The sequence below is a fragment of the Nonomuraea salmonea genome (assembly GCF_042428605.1).
Classification (GTDB): domain Bacteria; phylum Actinomycetota; class Actinomycetes; order Streptosporangiales; family Streptosporangiaceae; genus Nonomuraea; species Nonomuraea salmonea.
Genome location: NZ_JBHMCF010000034.1, coordinates 1 through 19,642, shown reverse-complemented (window position 1 = coordinate 19,642; position 19,642 = coordinate 1). Strand labels below are relative to the sequence as shown.

Annotated in this window: 16 protein-coding genes; 8 read left to right on the top strand and 8 right to left on the bottom strand. The window is 71.9% G+C overall.

Annotation, left to right across the window (positions count from 1 at the left end; translation table 11 throughout):
• Window positions 1-102: 102 nt before the first annotated feature.
• From gatB to ACFFR3_RS27810, 6 genes are all read right to left on the bottom strand, one after another.
• The gene (gene gatB, locus ACFFR3_RS27835) at window positions 103-1,608 is read right to left on the bottom strand and encodes an Asp-tRNA(Asn)/Glu-tRNA(Gln) amidotransferase subunit GatB (protein WP_345389277.1); all 1,506 of its coding nucleotides are present in this window, start codon (window positions 1,606-1,608) and stop codon (window positions 103-105) included.
• A gap of 31 nt (window positions 1,609-1,639) precedes the next feature.
• Window positions 1,640-3,133 (bottom strand): Asp-tRNA(Asn)/Glu-tRNA(Gln) amidotransferase subunit GatA, encoded by a 1,494-nt coding sequence (gene gatA, locus ACFFR3_RS27830; RefSeq protein ID WP_345389279.1) that lies wholly within the window; start codon window positions 3,131-3,133, stop codon window positions 1,640-1,642.
• Complete coding sequence (gatC, locus tag ACFFR3_RS27825) at window positions 3,130-3,429, bottom strand: Asp-tRNA(Asn)/Glu-tRNA(Gln) amidotransferase subunit GatC (RefSeq protein WP_101787882.1); 300 nt, start codon at window positions 3,427-3,429, stop codon at window positions 3,130-3,132. The genes gatA and gatC overlap by 4 nt, the downstream gene beginning before the upstream one ends.
• Before the next feature lie 87 nt (window positions 3,430-3,516).
• Window positions 3,517-5,580 carry a putative bifunctional diguanylate cyclase/phosphodiesterase gene (locus ACFFR3_RS27820; protein ID WP_379484101.1) on the bottom strand — a complete coding sequence of 688 codons (2,064 nt, stop codon included), beginning with the start codon at window positions 5,578-5,580 and terminating at the stop codon, window positions 3,517-3,519.
• A gap of 485 nt (window positions 5,581-6,065) precedes the next feature.
• The gene (ligA, locus tag ACFFR3_RS27815) at window positions 6,066-8,255 is read right to left on the bottom strand and encodes an NAD-dependent DNA ligase LigA (protein WP_345389285.1); all 2,190 of its coding nucleotides are present in this window, start codon (window positions 8,253-8,255) and stop codon (window positions 6,066-6,068) included.
• 65 nt (window positions 8,256-8,320) lie between these two features.
• Window positions 8,321-9,322, bottom strand: a complete 1,002-nt coding sequence (locus ACFFR3_RS27810; RefSeq protein ID WP_345389287.1) for a methionine synthase — start codon at window positions 9,320-9,322, stop codon at window positions 8,321-8,323.
• Between the two features lie 24 nt (window positions 9,323-9,346).
• On the opposite strand from ACFFR3_RS27810, the gene ACFFR3_RS27805 reads away from it, so the two are divergent.
• The gene (locus ACFFR3_RS27805; RefSeq protein WP_345389289.1) at window positions 9,347-9,979 is read left to right on the top strand and encodes an MBL fold metallo-hydrolase; all 633 of its coding nucleotides are present in this window, start codon (window positions 9,347-9,349) and stop codon (window positions 9,977-9,979) included.
• Here ACFFR3_RS27805 and mnmA read toward each other — a convergent pair.
• Complete coding sequence (gene mnmA / locus ACFFR3_RS27800; protein ID WP_345389291.1) at window positions 9,972-11,030, bottom strand: tRNA 2-thiouridine(34) synthase MnmA; 1,059 nt, start codon at window positions 11,028-11,030, stop codon at window positions 9,972-9,974. The genes ACFFR3_RS27805 and mnmA overlap by 8 nt on opposite strands.
• Before the next feature lie 66 nt (window positions 11,031-11,096).
• Here mnmA and ACFFR3_RS27795 point away from each other — a divergent pair, with 66 nt between their 5' ends.
• Window positions 11,097-12,149, top strand: coding sequence for a DUF695 domain-containing protein (locus ACFFR3_RS27795; RefSeq protein WP_379484100.1), 1,053 nt, complete (start codon window positions 11,097-11,099; stop codon window positions 12,147-12,149).
• Between the two features lie 147 nt (window positions 12,150-12,296).
• On the opposite strand, the gene ACFFR3_RS27790 is transcribed toward ACFFR3_RS27795, so the two are convergent.
• Entirely contained in the window at window positions 12,297-13,460 is a 1,164-nt protein-coding gene (locus tag ACFFR3_RS27790) for a cysteine desulfurase family protein (protein ID WP_364376516.1), read from the bottom strand.
• A gap of 53 nt (window positions 13,461-13,513) precedes the next feature.
• Between ACFFR3_RS27790 and ACFFR3_RS27785 the strand changes: the two genes are divergently transcribed.
• The 6 genes from ACFFR3_RS27785 to ACFFR3_RS27760 all read left to right on the top strand — a co-directional run bounded on the left by ACFFR3_RS27785 (window position 13,514) and on the right by ACFFR3_RS27760 (window position 19,345).
• The gene (locus ACFFR3_RS27785) at window positions 13,514-14,023 is read left to right on the top strand and encodes a TetR/AcrR family transcriptional regulator (protein ID WP_345389297.1); all 510 of its coding nucleotides are present in this window, start codon (window positions 13,514-13,516) and stop codon (window positions 14,021-14,023) included.
• A gap of 169 nt (window positions 14,024-14,192) precedes the next feature.
• Complete coding sequence (locus tag ACFFR3_RS27780; protein ID WP_364376519.1) at window positions 14,193-15,392, top strand: MFS transporter; 1,200 nt, start codon at window positions 14,193-14,195, stop codon at window positions 15,390-15,392.
• A gap of 120 nt (window positions 15,393-15,512) precedes the next feature.
• On the top strand, window positions 15,513-16,412 hold the full coding sequence (locus ACFFR3_RS27775; RefSeq protein ID WP_345389301.1) for an ABC transporter ATP-binding protein: 900 nt from the start codon (window positions 15,513-15,515) through the stop codon (window positions 16,410-16,412).
• On the top strand, window positions 16,409-17,173 hold the full coding sequence (locus ACFFR3_RS27770) for a hypothetical protein (protein ID WP_364376525.1): 765 nt from the start codon (window positions 16,409-16,411) through the stop codon (window positions 17,171-17,173). The genes ACFFR3_RS27775 and ACFFR3_RS27770 overlap by 4 nt, the downstream gene beginning before the upstream one ends.
• A 28-nt stretch (window positions 17,174-17,201) precedes the next feature.
• Entirely contained in the window at window positions 17,202-17,894 is a 693-nt protein-coding gene (locus ACFFR3_RS27765) for a response regulator transcription factor (RefSeq protein ID WP_345389305.1), read from the top strand.
• Entirely contained in the window at window positions 17,891-19,345 is a 1,455-nt protein-coding gene (locus tag ACFFR3_RS27760; RefSeq protein WP_379484099.1) for a sensor histidine kinase, read from the top strand. Before ACFFR3_RS27765 ends, ACFFR3_RS27760 begins: the two co-directional genes overlap by 4 nt.
• Window positions 19,346-19,642: the final 297 nt, after the last annotated feature.

Here is a 19,642-nt window from a genome sequence, read left to right as displayed (position 1 = left end):
GCCCGGCCACCCGCGCCACCCAGGCGCGCCAAGCCACAAACGGTGGGAAACCGTGAACGACAGGAAGGCGCCGCCGACGTCGCGGCGCCTTCCTGTCAGGGGTCACTCCTGGACGCCGAGCTTCTCCAGGATGAGCTGCCGGGCCCTGGCCGCGTCGGCCTTGCCCCTGCTGGCCTTCATGACGCCACCGACCAGCGCACCGGCGGCGGCGACCTTCCCGGAGCGGACCTTGTCGGCCGCGTCGGCGTTGTCGGCGATCACCTGGTCGATGATCGCGGACAGCTCGCCCTCGTCGTTGACGATGCGCAGCCCGCGCCGCTCGACGACCTCGTCGGGCGCGCCCTCGCCGGCCATGACGCCTTCGAGCACCTCACGCGCCAGCTTGTCGTTGAGCGCCCCGGAGGCGACCAGCTCGGTCACCCGGGCGATCTGCTCGGGCGTGATCGGCAGGTCGGCGAGCGCGACGGCGTTCTCGTTGGCCCGCCGCGCCAGCTCGCCCATCCACCACTTGCGCGCGTCGGCCGCCGGCGCGCCGGCCGCGACCGTGGCCTCGACCAGCTCGATCGCGTCGGCGTTGTGCATGGCCTGCATGTCGAGGTCGGACAGGCCCCACTCGGTCTGCAACCGCTTGCGCTTGACCGACGGCAGCTCGGGCAGCGCGGCCTTGAGCTCGGCCACCCACGCCGTGTCGGGCGCGATCGGCACCAGGTCGGGCTCGGGGAAGTAGCGGTAGTCCTGCGCCTCTTCCTTGGACCGGCCGGACGTGGTGGTGCCGGTGTCCTCGTGGAAGTGGCGGGTCTCCTGAATGATCGTCCCGCCGTCGGCCAGCACGGCCGCCTGACGCTCGATCTCACTCCGCACGGCCCGCTCGACGCTGCGCAGCGAGTTGACGTTCTTGGTCTCCGTACGGGTGCCCCACTCGGACGAGCCGCGCGGCATCAGCGAGACGTTGACGTCGCAGCGCAGCGAGCCCTCCTCCATGCGCACGTCGGAGACGCCCAGCGAGCGCATGATCTCGCGCAGCTCGGTGACGTACGCCTTGGCGACCTCGGGCGCGAGCCGGTCGGTGCCGGGGATGGGCTTGGTGACGATCTCGACCAGCGGGATGCCGGCGCGGTTGTAGTCGACGATCGAGTAGTCGGCCCCGTGGATGCGCCCGGTGGCACCGCCCACGTGGGTGGACTTGCCGGTGTCCTCCTCCAGGTGCACCCGCTCGATGCCGATCCTGATCGTCTGGCCGTCGACCTCGACGTCGAGGTAGCCGTCGAAGCAGAGCGGCTCGTCGTACTGGGAGATCTGGTAGTTCTTCGGCATGTCCGGATAGAAGTAGTTCTTCCGGGCGAAGCGGCACCACTCGGCGATCGAGCAGTTCAGCGCCAGGCCGATGCGGATCGTCGACTCGATGGCCTGCGCGTTGGCCACCGGCAGCGCCCCGGGGAGCGCCAGGCAGGTGGGGCAGACCTGCGTGTTGGGCGGAGCGCCGAAGGTCGTCTTGCAGCCGCAGAACATCTTCGACCTGGTGCCCAGCTCGACATGCGTCTCAAGGCCGAGCACCGGCTCGAAGCGCTCGAGCGCTTCGTCGTACGGCATGAGCGTACCGGCAGTCATGGTGAGGTCCTCAGTTTCAGATCGTCGCGTGTCACGCCAGCTCCGGCGCCTTCGCCAGCAGGCCGCCGCCCCAGCGGCTCTCCAGGGCCTGCTCCACGGCCGCGCCGACGCGGTAGCAGCGGTCGTCGGCCAGGACCGGCGCCATGATCTGCAGGCCCACCGGCAGGTCGTCCTCGTCGGCCAGGCCGACCGGCACGGACATGGCCGCGTTGCCCGCCAGGTTGGACGGGATGGTGCACAGGTCGGCGAGGTACATCGCCATCGGGTCGTCGGCGCGCTCGCCGATCGGGAAGGCCGTGGTCGGCGTGGTGGGCGAGACCAGGACGTCGACCTGCTGGTAGGCGGCCTCGAACTCACGCGCGATGACCGTGCGCACCTTCTGGGCCTGGCCGTAGTAGGCGTCGTAGTAGCCGCTCGACAGCGCGTACGTGCCGAGCATGATGCGCCGCTTGACCTCGGGACCGAAACCGGCGGCCCTGGTCAGCGCCATGACCTCCTCGGCGCTGCGGGTGCCGTCGTCGCCGACCCGCAGGCCGTAGCGCATGGCGTCGAAGCGGGCCAGGTTGGACGAGCACTCGGACGGCGCGATCAGATAGTAGGCCGGCAGCGCGGTCGTGAACGACGGGCAGGACACCTCGACGACCTTGGCCCCGAGCGACTCCAGCAGCTGGACGGCCTCGTGGTAGCGGGCCAGCACGCCCGCCTGGTAGCCCTCGCCGGAGAACTCCTTCACCACGCCGATGCGCATGCCCGCGACGTCGGGGTGCTTGGCGGCCTCGACCACGGAGGGCACGGGCGCGTCGATGGAGGTGGAGTCCATCGGGTCGTAGCCGGAGAACGCCTCGTGCAGCAGCGCCGCGTCGAGCACGTTACGGGCGAACGGGCCCGGCGTGTCGAGCGAGCTGGCGAAGGCGATCAGGCCGTAACGCGACGATCCGCCGTAGGTGGGCTTCATGCCGACGATGCCGGTGACCGAGGCGGGCTGCCGGATGGAGCCGCCGGTGTCGGTGCCGGTGGACAGCGGCGCCTCGTACGCGGCCACGGCGGCGCTCGACCCGCCCGACGACCCGCCGGGCACCTTGGACAGGTCCCACGGGTTGCGGGTGACCTGGTAGGCGGAGTTCTCCGTCGAGGAGCCCATGGCGAACTCGTCGAGGTTGGTCTTGCCCAGGATGACCAGGCCGGCCTCGCGCAGGCGGGCGGTGACGGTGGCGTCGTAGGGCGGCTGCCAGCCCTCAAGGATCTTGGACGCGGCCGTCGTCGGCATGTCGCGCGTGGTGAAGATGTCCTTGTGGGCGATCGGCACGCCGGCCAGCGGCCCCAGCTTCTCGCCCGCGCGCAGCCGGGCGTCCACGGCCCGCGCCTGCTCCAGCGTCGTCTCCCGATCGACGTGGAGGAACGCCTGGACCTTGGGCTCGACCGCGGCCATGCGGTCGAGGTGCGCCTCGGCCACCTCGGCGGCCGACACCTCACCGGCGGCGATCATCGAGCCCAGCTCGGCGGCGGTCTTGCGGATCAAACTCATGCCTCCTCCCCGAGGATGCGCGGCACCCGGAAGCGGTCGTCCTCGACGGCGGGCGCGCCGGAGAGCGCCTGCTCGGGCGTGAGGGACTGTCGCACCTCGTCGGCACGGAAGACATTGGTCAGCGGAAGCGCGTGCGACGAAGGCGGCACATCCTCGGCGGCGACCTCGGCCACCTTCGCGACCGACTCGATGATCGCATCGAGCTGGGTGGCGTAGTGATCGAGCTCGTCGTCGGTGAGCGCCAGCCTGGACAACCGGGCCAGGTGTGCGACCTCGTCGCGGGTTATGGCGGACATGAGTCGTTGAACCCGTTTCGTGGATGGAGTCTTTGGACACTGCCATCCTAGGGGTCTTGACGTAGCAGCCCTGAACGCATTATCCGGTCAGGCGGAGCTGACCTCCGGCTGGTACTCGTACTCCACCGATCCCCCGGTCCTGTCGCGCAGCCAGACGGCGGTCTCGTCGGCCGGCATCGGCTGGCAGAACAGCCAGCCCTGCCCCACGTCGCAGCCCAGCTCGACCAGCCGCATCGCGACGTCGTCCGACTCGACGCCCTCGGCCACCGAGCGCAGCCCCAGCGAGCGGACGAGGTCGACGATCGAGCGGACGATCCGGTAGTCGTCCTCCGACTCGGCGATCCGGCGGACGAACGAGGCGTCGATCTTCACCTCGGAGACGGCCAGCCGCTGCAGCCGGATGAGCGAGGAGTAGCCGGTGCCGAAGTCGTCGAGCGCCAGCGGCACGCCGAGCGCGGCCAGCGCCTTGATGGTCTCCTGCGTGTACGCCTGGTCGCCGGTCAGGATGCGCTCGGTGACCTCCAGCTGAATGGCGGCCGGCGGCAGCGCGTATTTCGCCAGGCCCACCTCGAGCTGCTCGGGCAGCGCCGAGCCGAGCAGGTCGCGGGCCGAGATGTTGACCGAGATCTGCACCCGCAGCCCGGTGTGCCACCAGGCCGCGGCCTGCCGCAGGGCCTCCTCGATGACGTACGCCGTGAGCTGCCGCATCAGGTACGACTGCTCGGCCAGCGGCACGAAGTCGGCCGGCGACACGGGCCCGTGCACGGGGTGCCGCCAGCGCAGCAGCGCCTCGACCCCCTGCACGTCGCCGGTGCCGAGCGCCACCTTGGGCTGGTAGTGCAGGCGCAGCTCGTGGTTGTCGATGGCGCGGCGCAGGTCGCCGAGCAGGGTCAGGCGTTCGGGTGAGTTGCGGTCTTTGTCGGGCTGGTAGAGCTCGACGCCCGTACGTCCCTCCTTGGCCAGGTACATTGCCACGTCGGCCCGCTGCAGCAGCAGCTCGAAGTCGGGCGCGTGGTCGGGATAGAGCGCGATGCCGACCGAGGCGTCGAGGTCGAACGTCATGCCCTCCAGGCGTACCGGCTCGGTCAGGGCGGCGCGCAGCCGGGCCGCGACCTCCCTGGCCGCGTGGGCGTCCCTGATCGAGGGCAGCAGCACGGCGAACTCGTCGCCGCCCAGCCTGGCCACGACGTCGCCAGGGCGTACCGAATGGGTGAGCCGATGCGCGACGAGCTGCAGCAGCCGGTCGCCGACCGGGTGGCCCATCGTGTCGTTGACCTCCTTGAACCGGTCGAGGTCGAGGAGGAACAGCCCCACGCGCTCGTCGTGGCGCACCTCGGCCAGCGCCTCCTCGGTGCTGACCACGAGCATCTTGCGGTTGGGCAGGCCGGTCAGCTCGTCGTGCATGGCCTGGTGGTCGCGGCGCAGGGACAGCGTGGCGGTGAAGTAGACGGCGGCCAGCGGCGCCACGAACAACGGGACGAGCCCCGGCGAATGGCTCATCACGACCACCACCAGCGGCGCCAGGCCCAGCAGGCCGATGTAGACCAGGCCCTGCGGGCCGACGCTGGCCCTCAGCACGCGGACGAGCGAGCGCCGCTCGTGCAGCGCGACGGCACTGCACACGAGGGCGCCTCTGACCAGGAAGTACGCGAGCCCGGACAGGGCGATCGCGAGCAGGTCACCGCCCCTCGGCACCCACGGCACGGCCGGGCTCGGCACGATGCCGAACGCCCCCAGCACCACGGCCGCCGCGATCAGCGCCAGGGAGGACTGCGCGATGTTGAACATGACCCGATGCCACGACTTGCGCGTCACCACGCCGTTGATGGTGACCGCCACGGCCTGCATGAGGACCGCCACGGGCAGCCCGAGGTGCAGCAGCACCGCGAAGGTGAACATGGTGGACGGGTACGTGCCGCCCACGGCGGTCGCTGACGACACCATGACGGGCCGCAGCTCGCCCAGGATCACCAGCACCGCCAGCACCCAGAACAGCGGGGTGCGGGCGAGCTCCACCAGGCCGGACGGGTCGAGCCGGAGCATGGCCACCACGAGGCCGGTGAAGCCGATCACGGTGACGCCCGCGAGATAGCCCCACAGCGGCGTGCCGACGCGTGGTCCGGTGTCGCGGGTGTCGGTTGGGTCAGTCATCGGTAACAGAACCCCCATTAGGTCACTATGGGAGGGTACGACCTTCACCCCACTTCGCGAAACCAAGCGCGTACGTTCCGTCACTTCTCCTTTCCGACATATACCCAAAAAGCACCCTCTGTAGCAAGCCGAGCACACTACGACGACCAGCCGGACCCGACCCGGCACCCCACACCCCCGAAAAAGACCGCCAACCGCACAACCCAGCAACCCGAAAACCCGCTCGGGACGCGCTCCCCGAGCCCTGCGAGCGGCGTGGGCGACACACTGGTCTGGGTTTGTCTTGTAGAGGGCGTGCCGCAAGGGGATCAGCCAAGCGAAAGGGGGTCGCCCGCGGACGCGAGCAAACCCCCTCCCACTCCCCCTGAGCGGCGTGGGTGACGCGCGTGTCGGGGTCGGTCTTGGAGACGGCGCGCCAAAAGGGGGTCCAGCAAGCGAAGGGGGGCCCGCCCGCGCCCGCGAACGAACCCCCTCCCACTACCTCGTCAGGACTCGGGTTTGGTGGCGGCCTCGGCCGCTGCCTCGGGGCCGTCCTTCAGCAGCACCTCGAAGCCGGCGCCGTCGAGGATGGGGACCCCGAGATCGACCGCCTTGTCGTATTTCGAGCCCGCGTTCTCCCCCGCGATCAGGAACGAGGTCTTCTTCGACACCGAGCTGGACACCTTGCCGCCCCTCCTGGTCAGCTCGTCGGCCGCGGTGTCGCGGGTGTAGCCCTCGAGAGTGCCGGTCACCACGAAGGTCAGGCCTTCCAAGGTCTGCGGCCCCTTCTCGGGCGCGGGCTCGTCCTCCATGCGGACCCCGGCCGCCCGCCACCGCTCGATGATCTCGCGATGCCAGTCGACCTCGAACCACTCCTTGATCGTGGCCGCCACCCTGGGCCCGATGCCCTCAACGGCGGCCAGTTCCTCCTCGGACGCGTTCATGATCGCGTCGATCGAGCGCATGGCGTCGGCCAGCGCGCGGGCGGTGGGCGGGCCGATGTGCCGGATCGAGAGGGCCACCAGCACCTGCGCGAGCGAGGACTGCTTGGCCCGCTCGAGCTCCTCCATCAGCCGCAGCGCGTTCTGGCTGGGCTCGCCGTTGATGTTGGAGAAGAACGTGACGACCTTCTCCTGGCCCGTCTTCGGGTCGATCTTGGGCAGCCCGGTCTCCTGGTCGCGCACCACCGACCTGATCGGGATGAGCCGATCGAGGGTCAGGTCGAACAGGTCGGCCTCGGTGCGCACCACCGGCTCCTGCGGCGGCAGCGGCTGGGAGAGCGCGGTGGCCGCGACGTAGCCGAGCCCGTCGATGTCGAGGGCGCGCCGCCCGGCGGCGAAGAACAGCCGCTCGCGGATCTGCGCGGGGCAGCCGCGCGCGTTGGGGCAGCGCAGGTCGGCGTCGCCCTCCTTCTCGTAGGCCAGCAGCGTGCCGCACTCGGGACAGTGGGTCGGCATCACGAACTCGCGCTCCGACCCGTCGCGCAGCGGCACGACGGGGCCGACGATCTCGGGGATGACGTCACCGGCCTTGCGCAGCACCACCGTGTCGCCGATGAGCACGCCCTTCTTCTTCACGATCGCGGCGTTGTGGAGCGTGGCCCGCTCGACCGTCGAGCCGGACACCGACACCGGCTCCATCACCCCGAACGGCGTCACCCGCCCCGTGCGCCCGACCCCGACCTGGATGTCGCGCAGCTTGGTGTTGACCTCTTCGGGCGGATACTTGTACGCCATCGCCCAGCGCGGCGCCCGCGAGGTGGAGCCCAGCTCCCGCTGGGTGCGGAAGTCGTCGACCTTGACCACGACGCCGTCGATCTCGTAGGGCGGGTCGTGGCGGTGCACGCGGTAGTGCTCGATGAACTCGTTGACCTCGTCGAGCCCCGGCACGACCCTGTAGAGGTCGCTGACCGGCAGCCCGAACTCGCGCAGCCGGTCGTAGACCTCGGACTGGGCGCGCGGCTCCGCCGCGCCCTCCCACACGCCGATGCCGTGGACCAGCATGCGCAGCGGCCGCTGGGCGGTGATGCGCGGGTCCTTCTGCCGCAGCGTGCCGGCCGCGGAGTTGCGCGGGTTGGCGAACGGCGGCTTGCCCTGCTCGACGAGCTGCTCGTTGAGCTTCTGGAAGTCTTCGACCGGGATGTAGACCTCGCCGCGCACCTCGACCAGGCTCGGCACGTCGTCGCCCTTGAGCCGGTGGGGGATGCCCTTGATCGTGCGGACGTTGGCCGTGACGTCGTCGCCGGTGCGGCCGTCGCCGCGGGTGGCGCCGCGCTCCAGCTTGCCGTCGCGGTAGACCAGCGCGATGGCCAGCCCGTCGATCTTGAGCTCGCAGAGATAGGGGCCAGGGTCGCCCTCGGCCAGGCGCTCGGCCCGCTGCATCCAGGCGAGCATGTCGTCGGCGTTGAAGGCGTTGTCGAGGCTCTCCATGCGGTTGAGGTGCTGGACCTTCGCGAAGTCGCCCGACACCGGCGCGCCCACCTTCTGGGTGGGCGACTTGGGCGTCTGCAGCGAGGGGTGCGCCTCCTCCAGCGCCAGGAGCTCTCTGAACCACTCGTCGAACTGGGCGTCGCTCACCGTGGGCTGGTCGAGCACGTAGTAGCGCCAGCGCGCGTCCTCGACCAGATCACTCAGCTCGGCATGCCGCTTGAGCGCGGCCACCGGCACGCCCTCGACCTCGGCGCCTGGCTCACTCACGCAGCGTCTCCTTCCGTACGACGACCTGAGCAAACGCTACCGCCGACCACCGACAAAACCATGGCTCAGCCGCCCTGGTTCGCGGGATCGTCACGCAGCACCTGAGCCGCCCTCCTGCACGCCGCCAGCGCCGCCCGCGCGTACGCGGGAGACGCGCCCGCGAGCCCGCACGCCGGGGTCAGCACGACCTGCCCGGCCAGCCGGTCGGCGGCGAACCCGAGCCGCCGCCACAGCTCGACGGCCGGCTTGGCGACCACGCCCACGTCGGGCAGCCGGGTGTCCCTGCCGGGCACGACGCCCATGAACAGCGTCATCCCCGCCTCGAACAGCTCGCCCAGCTCGTCCTCATCGCGCCGCCGCATGAGCGACGCGTCCACCGACACGCCGCGCACCCCGGCCCGCCGCAGCAGCGCGTACGGCACCCCGGGCGCGCAGCAGTGCACCACCACGGCCTCGAACGAGCGCAGCGACTCCTCCACCCGCCACTCCTCGACCGCCGCGAGCCGCCCGAACCCGGACGCCGTCGGCACCGTGCCGGCCAGCACCCCAGGCAGCCCCGGCTCGTCGAGCTGCAGCACGATGTCCGTCACCCCGGGCAGCCGCCTGCGCACCTCCGTGCAGTGCTCGGCCACCCCCTGGGCCAGCGAGGCCGTCAGGTCGCGTACGGCGCCCGCGTCGGAGAGCATCTTGTCGCCGTGCTTGAGCTCGATCGTCGCCGCCAGCGTCCACGGCCCGCAGACCTGCAGCTTCAGCGGCCCCGCGTAGTCGTGGCCGACCTCCTCCAGCCCGTCGAGGTCACGCCGCAGATGATCGACGGCCCGCTGGTGGTCGCGCCCCGGCCGGTCGGTCAGCCGCCAGCCCGACGGCTGCACCTCGACGGGCAGGTCGACGAGCAGCGCCGCCGTCCGTCCGACCATGTCGGCGCCGACGCCCCTGGCGGGCAGCTCGGGGAGGTACGGCAGCCCCGGCACCTCGCCGAACACGACCCTGACAGCCTCGAGATGATCAGTGCCGGGGTGCGAGCCGACCCCTGAGGCTTCCCATGTGGACACGGGCTCAGTAGACATGGGCACAAGCGTAGGCTCTGTCGCATGAAGCTCACGAAACACGACCACGCCTGCGTACGCGTGGAGAAGAACGGCAAGGTGCTGGTCATCGACCCGGGCGCGTTCACGAAGGGCCCGGTGCTCGACGGCGCCGACGCGGTGCTCATCACGCACGAGCACGCCGACCACGTGGACGTCGACAAGCTCAAGGCGGCATCGCCCGGCCTGGAGATCTACACGTGCGAGGCCGTCGCGGCCGGGCTGACCGAGGTGCCGGGGAAGGTCCAGGTCGTCCGCGCGGGTGACGGCTTCGAGGCGGCCGGGTTCAGGGTTGAGGTGTTCGGCGAGTGGCACGCCTTCAACCACCCCGACATGGCGATCGTCCAGAATGTCGGTTTTTTGCTGGACGACGAGGTGTTCTACCCGGGTGACGCGCTGACCGACCCCGGCGTCGAGGTGCCCACGCTGCTGGTGCCGACGAGTGCTCCGTGGCTCAAGCTCGGCGAGGTGGTGGAATATCTGCGCAAGCTCCGGCCGGCGCGGGCGTACTCGACGCACGACGCCCTCTACGGCGAGATCGGCCTCGGCCTCGTGGACAACTGGCTGCGCATGGAGGCCGACAAGCAGCAGGCCGACATCCGCCGCATCCCGGTCGGCGAGTCGGTGACGATCAGCTAGCCGACATGATCGTGGCCGACCCGATGACCGTCGGCCCGGAGTAGAGCACGGCGGCCTGCCCGGCGGCGACGCCCGTGGCGGGCCGGTCGAGCTCGATGGTCAGCCCGCCGCCGGTCTCGTCGAGCCGGCAGGGATAGACCTCGCCGTGCGCCCTGAGCTGCACGGTCAGATCGTCGAAGCGGGACGGGCCGTTCCACACCGGGCGGCCGCAGACGATCGTGGTGACCTGCAGCGCCGAGCGCGGGCCCACCGTGACCGTGTTGGAGACCGGCTCGATGGACAGCACGTAGCGGGGCCGGCCGTCGGGCGCCGGGCGGTCGATGCGCAGGCCCTTGCGCTGGCCGACGGTGAACCCGTGGGCGCCCTGGTGGCTGCCCACCACCTCGCCGCTCTGGTCGACGATCGGGCCCTCGGCCGAGCCGAGCCGCTCGGCGAGGAAGCCGCGGGTGTCGCCGTCGGCGATGAAGCAGATGTCGTGACTGTCGGGCTTGTCGGCCACGGTCAGGCCGCGCCGGGCGGCCTCTTCGCGCACCTCGGCCTTGGTGGAGTCGCCCAGCGGGAAGATCGCGTGGCCGAGCTGCTCGCGGGTGAGCACGCCCAGCACGTAGGACTGGTCCTTGCCCTCGTCGACGCTGCGCGACAGCACGCCGTCGACCAGTCTGGCGTGGTGGCCCGTGGCGACCGCGTCGAAGCCCAGCGCCAGCGCGCGGTCGAGGACCGCCGAGAACTTGATCTTCTCGTTGCACCGCAGGCACGGGTTGGGCGTGCGGCCCGCTGCGTATTCGGCGACGAAGTCCTCCACCACGTCGCGCTGGAAACGCTCGGCCATGTCCCAGATGTAGAACGGGATGCCGATGACGTCGGCCGCGCGGCGCGCGTCACGGGAGTCCTCGATCGTGCAGCAGCCCCTGGCCCCCGTGCGATGGGATTGGGGGTTGGCCGACAACGCGAGATGCACACCCGTGACGTCGTGACCTGCCTCCGCGATGCGGGCAGCGGCCACCGCTGAATCGACGCCGCCCGACATGGCGGCAAGCACTCGCAGTCCCATGACGCTTCCAGCGTACTGTCCGGCCGGGAGTGCGCGACCATGGGCTCGGTCTGGAAGGATTCGGCCATGCGACTGTTCGGGCGCAAAGACGCAGACGAAGGGGCGGGCCGGCAGGGCGAGGCCATCGCCGGATTCTGGACGTGGTGGCAGGAGACCAGGCCGCGGCTCGACTCACTGGTGGCATCCGGCGAGACCGGCGACCTCGAGGAGCTGCTGGCTCCCGCGGTCTCCGCGATCGATCCGGGGCTGGTCTGGGAGGTGGCGCCCGGCAAGGAGGCCGCGCACGCCCTCGTGGTGACCGCGGCCGGCGACGCCGAGCTGCGCTCGCTGGCCCACCGCTGGGTCAAGGGGGCGCCGCCCGCCGACCTGCTGTGGGAGTTCCACCCGTCGCGCCAGGCCAATCCGCGCGCCGGCGAGCTGGCCCTCGACGTGGGCGGGCTGACGTTCGGGCTCGACAAGCTGACGCTGGGGCTGCGGGTGCCGCGCAACCAGGCCCGGGTCGACGTCGCCGCCTACCACCCGATCTTCGGCGAGCTCGACGAGGACACCCGGCTGGAGAGCGCGCTGCTCGCCCTCGACTGGCTGCTCGGCGAGGACGACGTCGCCCGGTGGGTGGGCGAGATCACGGCGGTCACGTTCGAGCCGATCGACGCCGTCGCGGCCGTCCACCTGCCCGCCGTCGTCGCCGACGTGGCCGGCGGGGCCGGCGAGGACGAGTGGGTGCTGATGGAGGGTCAGACCGGCGGCGGCGCCGCGCTGGTGGCCACCGTCCGCTATCCCTTGCGCCCCGTCGATCATCCGCTCTGCGACCGGCACATCGCGATCACGCTCCCGTACGCGCACCGCGACGACAACGGCCTGCCCGCGGGCGACTCGGTGACCGCGCTGCGCGACTTCGAGGAGCGCCTGGCCGCGCGGCTGGCCAAGCGGCGCGACGAGGCGGTGATCGCGGTGCACCTGAGCGCCGAGGGGCATCGCGTCGTCCACGTCTACGCCGACCCTGCGGGCGACGCCGTCACCCACGCCGAGGAGCTGGCCGCCGGCTGGGACGAGGGCAAGCCGCGGGTCGACGTCGCCCACGACCCGGCCTGGACGGCCATCGCCCCCTTCCTGACCTGAGCCTGGGGCGGGAGGCCGGCCGAGGCAGGCGCGGGAGCGGTTGAGACCGGGTCGGCCGAGGCAGGCGCGGGGCTGATTGAGGCGGGGCCGGCTGAGGCCGGCGCGGGGTCGGCCGAGGCCGGCGCGGGACCGGTTGAGGCGGGGAAGTCAGCTGAGGCCGGCGCGGCGGGCGCGTTCGACGGCGGCGGGCAGCACCTCGATCAGGCGGTCCACGTCTTCGCGGGTGGAGGTGTGGCCGAGGGTGAAGCGGAGCGAGCCGCGGGCGGTGGCCGCGTCGGCGCCCATGGCCAGCAGCACGTGGGACGGCTGCGCCACCCCGGCCGAGCAGGCCGACCCGGTGGAGCACTCGACGCCCTTGGCGTCGAGCAGCATGAGCAGCGCGTCGCCCTCGCAGCCGGGGAAGGAGAAGTGGGCGTTGCCGGGCAGCCGGTCGTCGGGGTCGCCGTTGAGCACCACGTCGGGCACGGCGTCGCGGACGCGCAGGATGAGCTCGTCGCGCAGCGCCGACAGACGGCGGGCGAGGGTCTCCTGCTCGCGTACGGCGACGGAGACGGCGGCGGCGAGCCCGGCGATGGCGGGCGCGTCGAGCGTGCCTGAGCGCACGTCGCGCTCCTGGCCGCCGCCGTGCAGCACCGACACCGGGGTGACCCCCCTGGCCAGCAGCAGCGCCCCGACCCCGATGGGCCCGCCGACCTTGTGGCCGCTGATGGTGACCGCGTCGGCGCCCGAGCCGGAGAACGACACCGGCAGCTGCCCGACGGCCTGCACGGCGTCGCTGTGGAACGGGATGCCGTGGTCGTGGGCGATGGCGGCCAGCACGTGGACCGGCTGGACGGTGCCGACCTCGTTGTTGGCCCACATGATGCTGACCATGGCGACGTCGTCGGGGTCGCGCTCGATGGCGGCGCGCAGCGTCTCGGGGTGGACCCGGCCGAGCTCGTCGACCTCGAGCAGCTCCAGCTCGGCGCCCTGGCTGTCGGCCAGCCAGTGGGCGGGGTCGAGCGCGGCGTGGTGCTCGACGGAGCTGATGAGCACCCGGCGGCGCGGGCGGCGCGCCCAGTAGAGGCCCTTGATGGCGAGGTTGTCGGCCTCGGTGCCGCCGGAGGTGAAGACGACCTCGCTGGGCCGGGCGCCGAGCGCGTCGGCTATCGTCTCCCGGGCCTCTTCGACCACCCTGCGCGCCTGGCGACCCGCCGCGTGCAGCGAGGAAGCATTTCCGACGCGTTTGAGTTGATCCGTCATGGCCTCGATCGCCTCGGGCAGCATGGGGGTGGTGGCTGCATGATCAAGATAGGCCGACGGTCTGGTCACCCGCCCAGGGTATCTCGTTTGCGACTGTACCGTCCGGACGGTACAGTTAAGGCATGCGAAGGGACGAGCTGTTGGACGCGGCGGAGGAGCTCCTCTGCGACCAGGGCTCGACCGCGCTCACCCTGGCCGCGGTGGCCGAACGGGCGGGCGTGAGCAAAGGCGGCCTGCTCTATCACTATGGCTCCAAGGATGACCTGATCAGGGGCATGGTGGAGCGGCTGATCGACGACTTCGACGAGCTCGTGGCCGCCCAGCCGGGTGCCACCTACACCGAGCGCTATCTGGGCGCGACGCTGGCCGCCGTACGTTCCGGCCGCCTGCGACGGTGGGCCGTCGTCACGGGGGCGTCGGGCAACCTGTTCCTGCTCGCTCCGCTGCGCGAGGCGATGGCCCGATGGCACCGCGAGGGGTTGAGCGACGAGCCCGATCCGCTGGCCGCGCAGATCGTCCGGCTGGCCTGTGAAGGGCTGTGGGACGTCGCGAGCCACGACCCCGAGCTCAACAGCGAAGAGGACCTCCAGGCTCTCGAACGCCGCCTGTCCGCGCTGCTCACCCCCGGCTGAGCCGACGCCCCTTCCGGGCACCTTCCCCCTCCCCCCGCAGGGCGCCTTGACGGCGCCCCTTTGACGTGCGCCGCACCGGCTCCCGGTGCGGCGCTCGGCGTGCCGGAACGATCCGGCGCGCTCTGACGCATGACCAAGAACACGTACGACTTCAGTGAGGTGTGGCCTTATGACCCGCGAGCTGAGGAGTGCCCGTCACGGGGCGGTCCTCACCTTTGTCCTTGCCGGCCTGATGGTGGGCACGATGACCGTGCGCATCCCCGCCCTGACCGACAAACTCGGCCTGTCCGAGGCCATGGTCGGGACGATCCTGCTGGCATGGGGCCTGGGCGCCCTGGTGACGATGCAGTCCATGCGCCGCGTCATGGCGCGCGTGGGCAGCAGGGCGGTGTTGCGGGCAGGTGGTCCTCTGACGGCGCTGAGCCTGTTCGGCGTGGGCCTCGCCCCCGACCTGCCGCTGCTGCTGACGGCCGTGGTGCTGTTCGGCATGGCCTTCGGCGTCATGGACGTCGCCATGAACGCCCAGGGCTCGGCCGTCGAGCAGGCGTACCGGCGGCCGCTGATGAACGGCATGCACGCCGGCTGGTGCGTGGGCGCCATCTCGGCGGGCGCGCTGGGCGCCCTGGCCATCGCCGCCGGGCTGCCGTTCACCGTGCACGTCACGCTGATCGGCCTGCTCTCGCTGCCGGTCATGGTGCTGCTCGGCCGCACGTACCTGCCTGAGCCGCCGGCCGTCGAGACCCCCGCGCAAGGGCGGCGCCGCCTGCCGCCGGTCGTCTACCTGCTGGGCGCGATCATGTTCTTCGCGTTCATGGTCGAGGGCACGGTGGCCGACTGGAACGGCCTCTACCTGCGCGACGAGCTGGGCGCGCCCGAGGCCGTGGCGGCGCTCGGCTACCCGGTGTTCGAGGTGGGCATGCTCATCGCCCGGCTGACCGGTGACCGGCTGCGGGTCAGGTTCGGGGTGCGCGGCATGCTGACCGTGTCGGGGGTGGCGACGGCCGGGTTCTTCGCGGTCGTGCTGCTGGCTCCCGCGGCGGTGGTGGCCGTGGCGGCGATGTTCTTCGTCGGGCTCGGCGTGGCGACGATCTCGCCGCTGACGCTGTCGCTCGCGGGCACCGCGACCGGCACGCCTGGTCCTGCGATCGCGCAGGCCGGCGCCATGGGGTACGCCGGGCTGCTGCTCGGCCCCGTGGTGATCGGGTTCCTGTCGGACGCCGCGGGGCTGCGTACGGCGCTGGGCATCGGCGTCCTCCTGGGGCTGCTGATCGCGCTGTCGTCGCGGCTGCTCCCGGGCCGCGAGCCGGCCACGGTGACCCACCTGCCGGAGCCCGAGCCCGAGCCCCAGCCGGTCAGGGCCGCCGCCTGAGAATTCTCTGTGGGTTACGCGCGGGCGGTCACCACGTCACCATGTGGGGCCGTCCGCGCTCACAGAGAACTCACAGAACCGTTCAGAACGCCCCCAGACGGCCGCCGCAGGCTGGGTCGCATGATCCAGCTCAATGGACTGACCAAACGCTACGGCGAGCACGCCGCCGTAGATGATCTCACCTTCACCGTACGGCCGGGCCTCGTCACCGGCTTCCTCGGCCCCAACGGCGCCGGCAAGAGCACGACCATGCGCATGATCCTGGGCCTCGACCTGCCCACGTCCGGTTCTGCCACGGTCATGGGCCGGCCGTACCGCGAGCTGCGGCACCCGCTGCACACGATCGGCTCGCTGCTGGACGCCTCCGCCGTGCACCCGAACAGGTCCGCGTACAAGCACCTGCTCTTCCTCGCCCAGACGAACGGCATCCCGGACACCCGCGTGCGCGAGGTGCTCGACCTGGTCGGGCTGGCGGACGCGGCGGACCGGCGGGCGGGCCGGTTCTCGCTGGGCATGGGCCAGCGGCTGGGCATCGCCGCCGCGCTGCTGGGCGACCCGCCGGTGCTGCTGCTCGACGAGCCGGTCAACGGGCTCGACCCGGAGGGCGTGCGGTGGGCGCGCACGCTGATGCGGGGATGGGCGGCCGAGGGGCGTACGGTGCTGGTCTCCAGCCACCTGATGAGTGAGATGGCGATGACCGCCGACCGGCTGGTGGTGGTCGGCAAGGGGCGGCTGCTCGCCGAGGGCGACATCGCCGACTTCACCGGGTCGGACCAGCTGGTGGTGGTCCGCACGCCGGACGCCGGCTCCTTCGCCCGGCGGCTGGAGCTGTCGGGCGCCCGCGTCGATCCGGGCCTTTCCGGGGAGCTGCTGGTCACCGGCATGACCGCGCCCGACGTCGGCCGCCTGGCCGCCGCCGAGAACGTCACCCTGCACGAGCTGAGCACCCGCGGCCCCTCGTTGGAGGAGACGTTCATGGAGCTGACCCGCGACGCCGTCGAGTACGGAGCGGCCCGATGATCGAGACCCCGGTGCTCAAGGCCGAGTGGACCAAGTTCAGCAGCGTCCGGGCCACCATGGTGCTGGCGGTGGCGGCGGTCGCCATGTCGGCGTTCCTGGGCTGGATGTTCGGCAACGCCGGCGTCACCGACTACGTCACCTCCACCCCGCAGGAGCAGCTCGACTTCTCCCCCGTCGAGAGCGGCATGCGGGGGGTGTTCCTGGTCCAGCTGCTCATCGCCGGCATCGGGGTGCTGGTGGTCTCCTCCGAGTACGGCTCCGGCACCATGGCGGCGAGCATGGCCGCGGTCGGCAGGCGCAGCCGGCTGCTGGCCGCCAAGGCGGGCATGACGGTGCTGACCGCCCTGCCGGTGAGCGTGGCGTCGGTCGTGCTGATGTTCACGGTCGGGCAGAGCACACTGGCGTCGAACGGCGTGCCGGCCGCGATGCCGGGCGAGCCGGCCGCGATGCGCTTCCTGCTCATCGGGCCGGTCGTGCTGACGCTGATCGCGCTGTTCGGCCTGGCGCTCGGCTTCCTGCTGCGCGGCACCGCCGCCGCGGTCAACATCGCCGTCGCCTTCCTGCTGCTGCCCGCGCTGTCGGACGTGATGCCCGCCGCCGTGGGGGGCTTCGTCGAATCGTTCTGGCCCAACGCTGCGCCCTTCAAGGCGATCTACGGGTCGTCGGTGCTGCCGGATCCGGTGGCGTACGGGATCGTCGTGACCTTCGTCGCGGTCATGGTGGCCGTGGCCTTCGCCCGGTTCAGGAACCGGGACGCCTGAATACCCTGGACCTCGGGAGGTGGCTCACTTGGCCGAGCGGCTGCTGGTGGTCGACGACGAGCCCACCGTCAGAGAGCTGCTGTCGGCGACGCTGCGCTTCGCGGGCTTCGAGGTGGGCTCGGCGGCCGACGGCGTCCAGGCGCTGGAGGAGGCCCGGCGCGAGCCGCCCGACCTGGTGCTGCTCGACGTCATGCTGCCCGACCTCGACGGGTTCGAGGTGCTGCGCCGGCTGCGCGCCCTGCCCAGGGCCGACGGCCGGCCGGTGCCGGTGCTCTTCTTGACCGCCCGCGACGCCAAGACCGACAAGATCAACGGGTTGCGGCTGGGCGGCGACGACTACGTCACCAAGCCGTTCGACCTGGAGGAGCTGCTGGCGCGGATCCGGGCCATCCTCCGGCGCACCGGCGCCGGCGACCACACGCTGGTGGTCGGCGACCTGGAGGTCGATCCCGACGGCCACCAGGTCACCAGAGCCGGGCGGCCGGTACGCCTGTCGCCCACCGAGTTCAGGCTCCTGCACCACCTCGTCCTCAACGCGGGCCGCGTCCTGCCCAAGGCGAGCATCCTCGACCACGTCTGGCGTTACGACTTCGCGGGCGACACCAGCATCGTCGACACCTACATCAGCTACCTGCGTCGCAAGCTCGACTCCGGCGACTCGCCCAAGCTGATCCACACCGTGCACGGCGTCGGCTACGTCCTGCGCCGCCCGAAGCCGTGATCGCCCGGCTGCGCGGGCTCTCGCTGCGCGCGCGGCTGCTGGCCATCACGGTCCTGCTGCTCGTCGTGGGGCTGGCGGTGATCGGGTCGGTGCTCGTACGCCAGCTCGAAACGCAGCTCATGGCCCGCGTGGACGCCCAGCTCGCCCCCATGGGCGTGGCGATGTCGGCGGTGCCGCCGGAGCTGGCCACCGCGCTCAGCACCCGGGCAGGCGACACTCCGATGGTCCTCACCGATCTCGACCTCGTCAGCCGGATCCACGCGGCCTACCTGGCGCCCGACGGCCGGGTGCTGCGCGCGTTCGGCGAGAGCGGCATCGACCTGCCCCGGCTCGACACGGCGGCCATCGCCGAACGGGGCGGGCGGCCGTTCACCGTGCGGGACGCGGACGGCACCGAGTGGCGGGCGGTGGCGCTGCCGGCCCGGCGTACCAGTGCCGAGGTCGGGCACACGGGCGTGGTGGCGGCGGTGTCGCTGGACGGGCTGCACTCCACCGTCGATCGCATGTGGGTCGTCTGTTACGTCGCCGGAGGGATCCTGCTCACCGTGCTCGCCCTGCTCGGCGGGCTGGCCATCCGGGCCGGGCTGGCCCCGCTGCGGCGCGTGGAGGAGACGGCGGCGGCCATCGCCGGAGGCGACCTGTCCAGGCGGGTGCCCTCGCCAGGGCCCGCCACCACCGAGGTCGGGCGGCTGGCCCGCTCGATCAACGCGATGCTCGCCCAGATCGAGCAGGGCGTCACCGCCAGGGTCGACTCCGAGGCGCGGATGCGGCGGTTCGTCGCGGACGTCAGCCATGAGCTGCGTACGCCACTGTTCGGCATCAAGGGCTTCTCCGAGCTGTACCGCATGGGCGGCACCGAGGCCGGGCCCGCGCTGGCCCGCATCGAGAGCGAGTCAGGGCGGCTCGCCAAGCTGGTGGACGACCTGCTGCTGCTCGCCGGGCTCGACGAGGACGACGGGCCTGGGCTGGAGCTGACGCCCATGGATCTGCGTACGCTGGCCGCCGACGCCCGCCACGACGTCACCGCCCTCGACCCCACCCGGCCCATCACCTTCACCGGCCCGTCCGGCGGCCCCGCCGGCACCGCACCGGTCCTGGGCGACGAGGCCCGCCTGCGCCAGGTCGTCAGCAACCTCGTCGGCAACGCCATCACCCACACCCCCGCCGGCACCCCGATCAGAATCGGCGTCGGCACCGAGGGCGGCGAGTCGGTGCTGGTCATCGAGGACGAGGGACCCGGCCTCACCCCGGAGGAGGCCGCCCGGGCCTTCGACCGCTTCTACCGCGCCGACGCCTCCCGCGCCCGCGCAACGGGCGGCGCCGGCCTGGGCCTGGCGATCGTCCGCTCGATCATCACCGCCCACGGCGGCCACGTGGACCTGCACACGGCCCCCGCCCAAGGCGCGACCTTCCGCATCCGCCTCCCCACCCACGAAGACCCCTCACCCTGACCGCACCCCACCAACCCGCTGAGCCACCACAAGACCGCCTGACACCCGCGCCGCCACGCAGCGGCCGGGACGCGCAGGCGCGTGGGACGGGGTCGGAAGACGCAGGAACCCCAAGGCGCGCAGACACACGACCGCAGACACACGGAGTCCGCGCGGAAGCGCAGACGCGCGGAAGCGCAGACGCGCGAAAACGCGGAAGCGCGAAAACGCGGAAGCGCAGAAGCGCGGAGGCCCTGAGGCGCGGAGGCCCGGAGGGGGCGCGGGAGCGCAGCCGCGCGGAGGCGGAAGGGCGACGGA

Excerpts from the sequence above, each read along its gene's own strand:
- gatB (WP_345389277.1), bottom strand. The coding sequence starts at position 1,608 with ATGACTGCCGGTACGCTCATGCCGTACGACGAAGCGCTCGAGCGCTTC.
- gatA (WP_345389279.1), bottom strand. The coding sequence starts at position 3,133 with ATGAGTTTGATCCGCAAGACCGCCGCCGAGCTGGGCTCGATGATCGCC.
- gatC (WP_101787882.1), bottom strand. The coding sequence starts at position 3,429 with ATGTCCGCCATAACCCGCGACGAGGTCGCACACCTGGCCCGGTTGTCC.
- ACFFR3_RS27820 (WP_379484101.1), bottom strand. The coding sequence starts at position 5,580 with ATGACTGACCCAACCGACACCCGCGACACCGGACCACGCGTCGGCACG.
- ACFFR3_RS27810 (WP_345389287.1), bottom strand. The coding sequence starts at position 9,322 with ATGTCTACTGAGCCCGTGTCCACATGGGAAGCCTCAGGGGTCGGCTCG.
- ACFFR3_RS27805 (WP_345389289.1), top strand. The coding sequence starts at position 9,347 with ATGAAGCTCACGAAACACGACCACGCCTGCGTACGCGTGGAGAAGAAC.
- mnmA (WP_345389291.1), bottom strand. The coding sequence starts at position 11,030 with ATGGGACTGCGAGTGCTTGCCGCCATGTCGGGCGGCGTCGATTCAGCG.
- ACFFR3_RS27795 (WP_379484100.1), top strand. The coding sequence starts at position 11,097 with ATGCGACTGTTCGGGCGCAAAGACGCAGACGAAGGGGCGGGCCGGCAG.
- ACFFR3_RS27785 (WP_345389297.1), top strand. The coding sequence starts at position 13,514 with ATGCGAAGGGACGAGCTGTTGGACGCGGCGGAGGAGCTCCTCTGCGAC.
- ACFFR3_RS27780 (WP_364376519.1), top strand. The coding sequence starts at position 14,193 with ATGACCCGCGAGCTGAGGAGTGCCCGTCACGGGGCGGTCCTCACCTTT.
- ACFFR3_RS27775 (WP_345389301.1), top strand. The coding sequence starts at position 15,513 with ATGATCCAGCTCAATGGACTGACCAAACGCTACGGCGAGCACGCCGCC.
- ACFFR3_RS27770 (WP_364376525.1), top strand. The coding sequence starts at position 16,409 with ATGATCGAGACCCCGGTGCTCAAGGCCGAGTGGACCAAGTTCAGCAGC.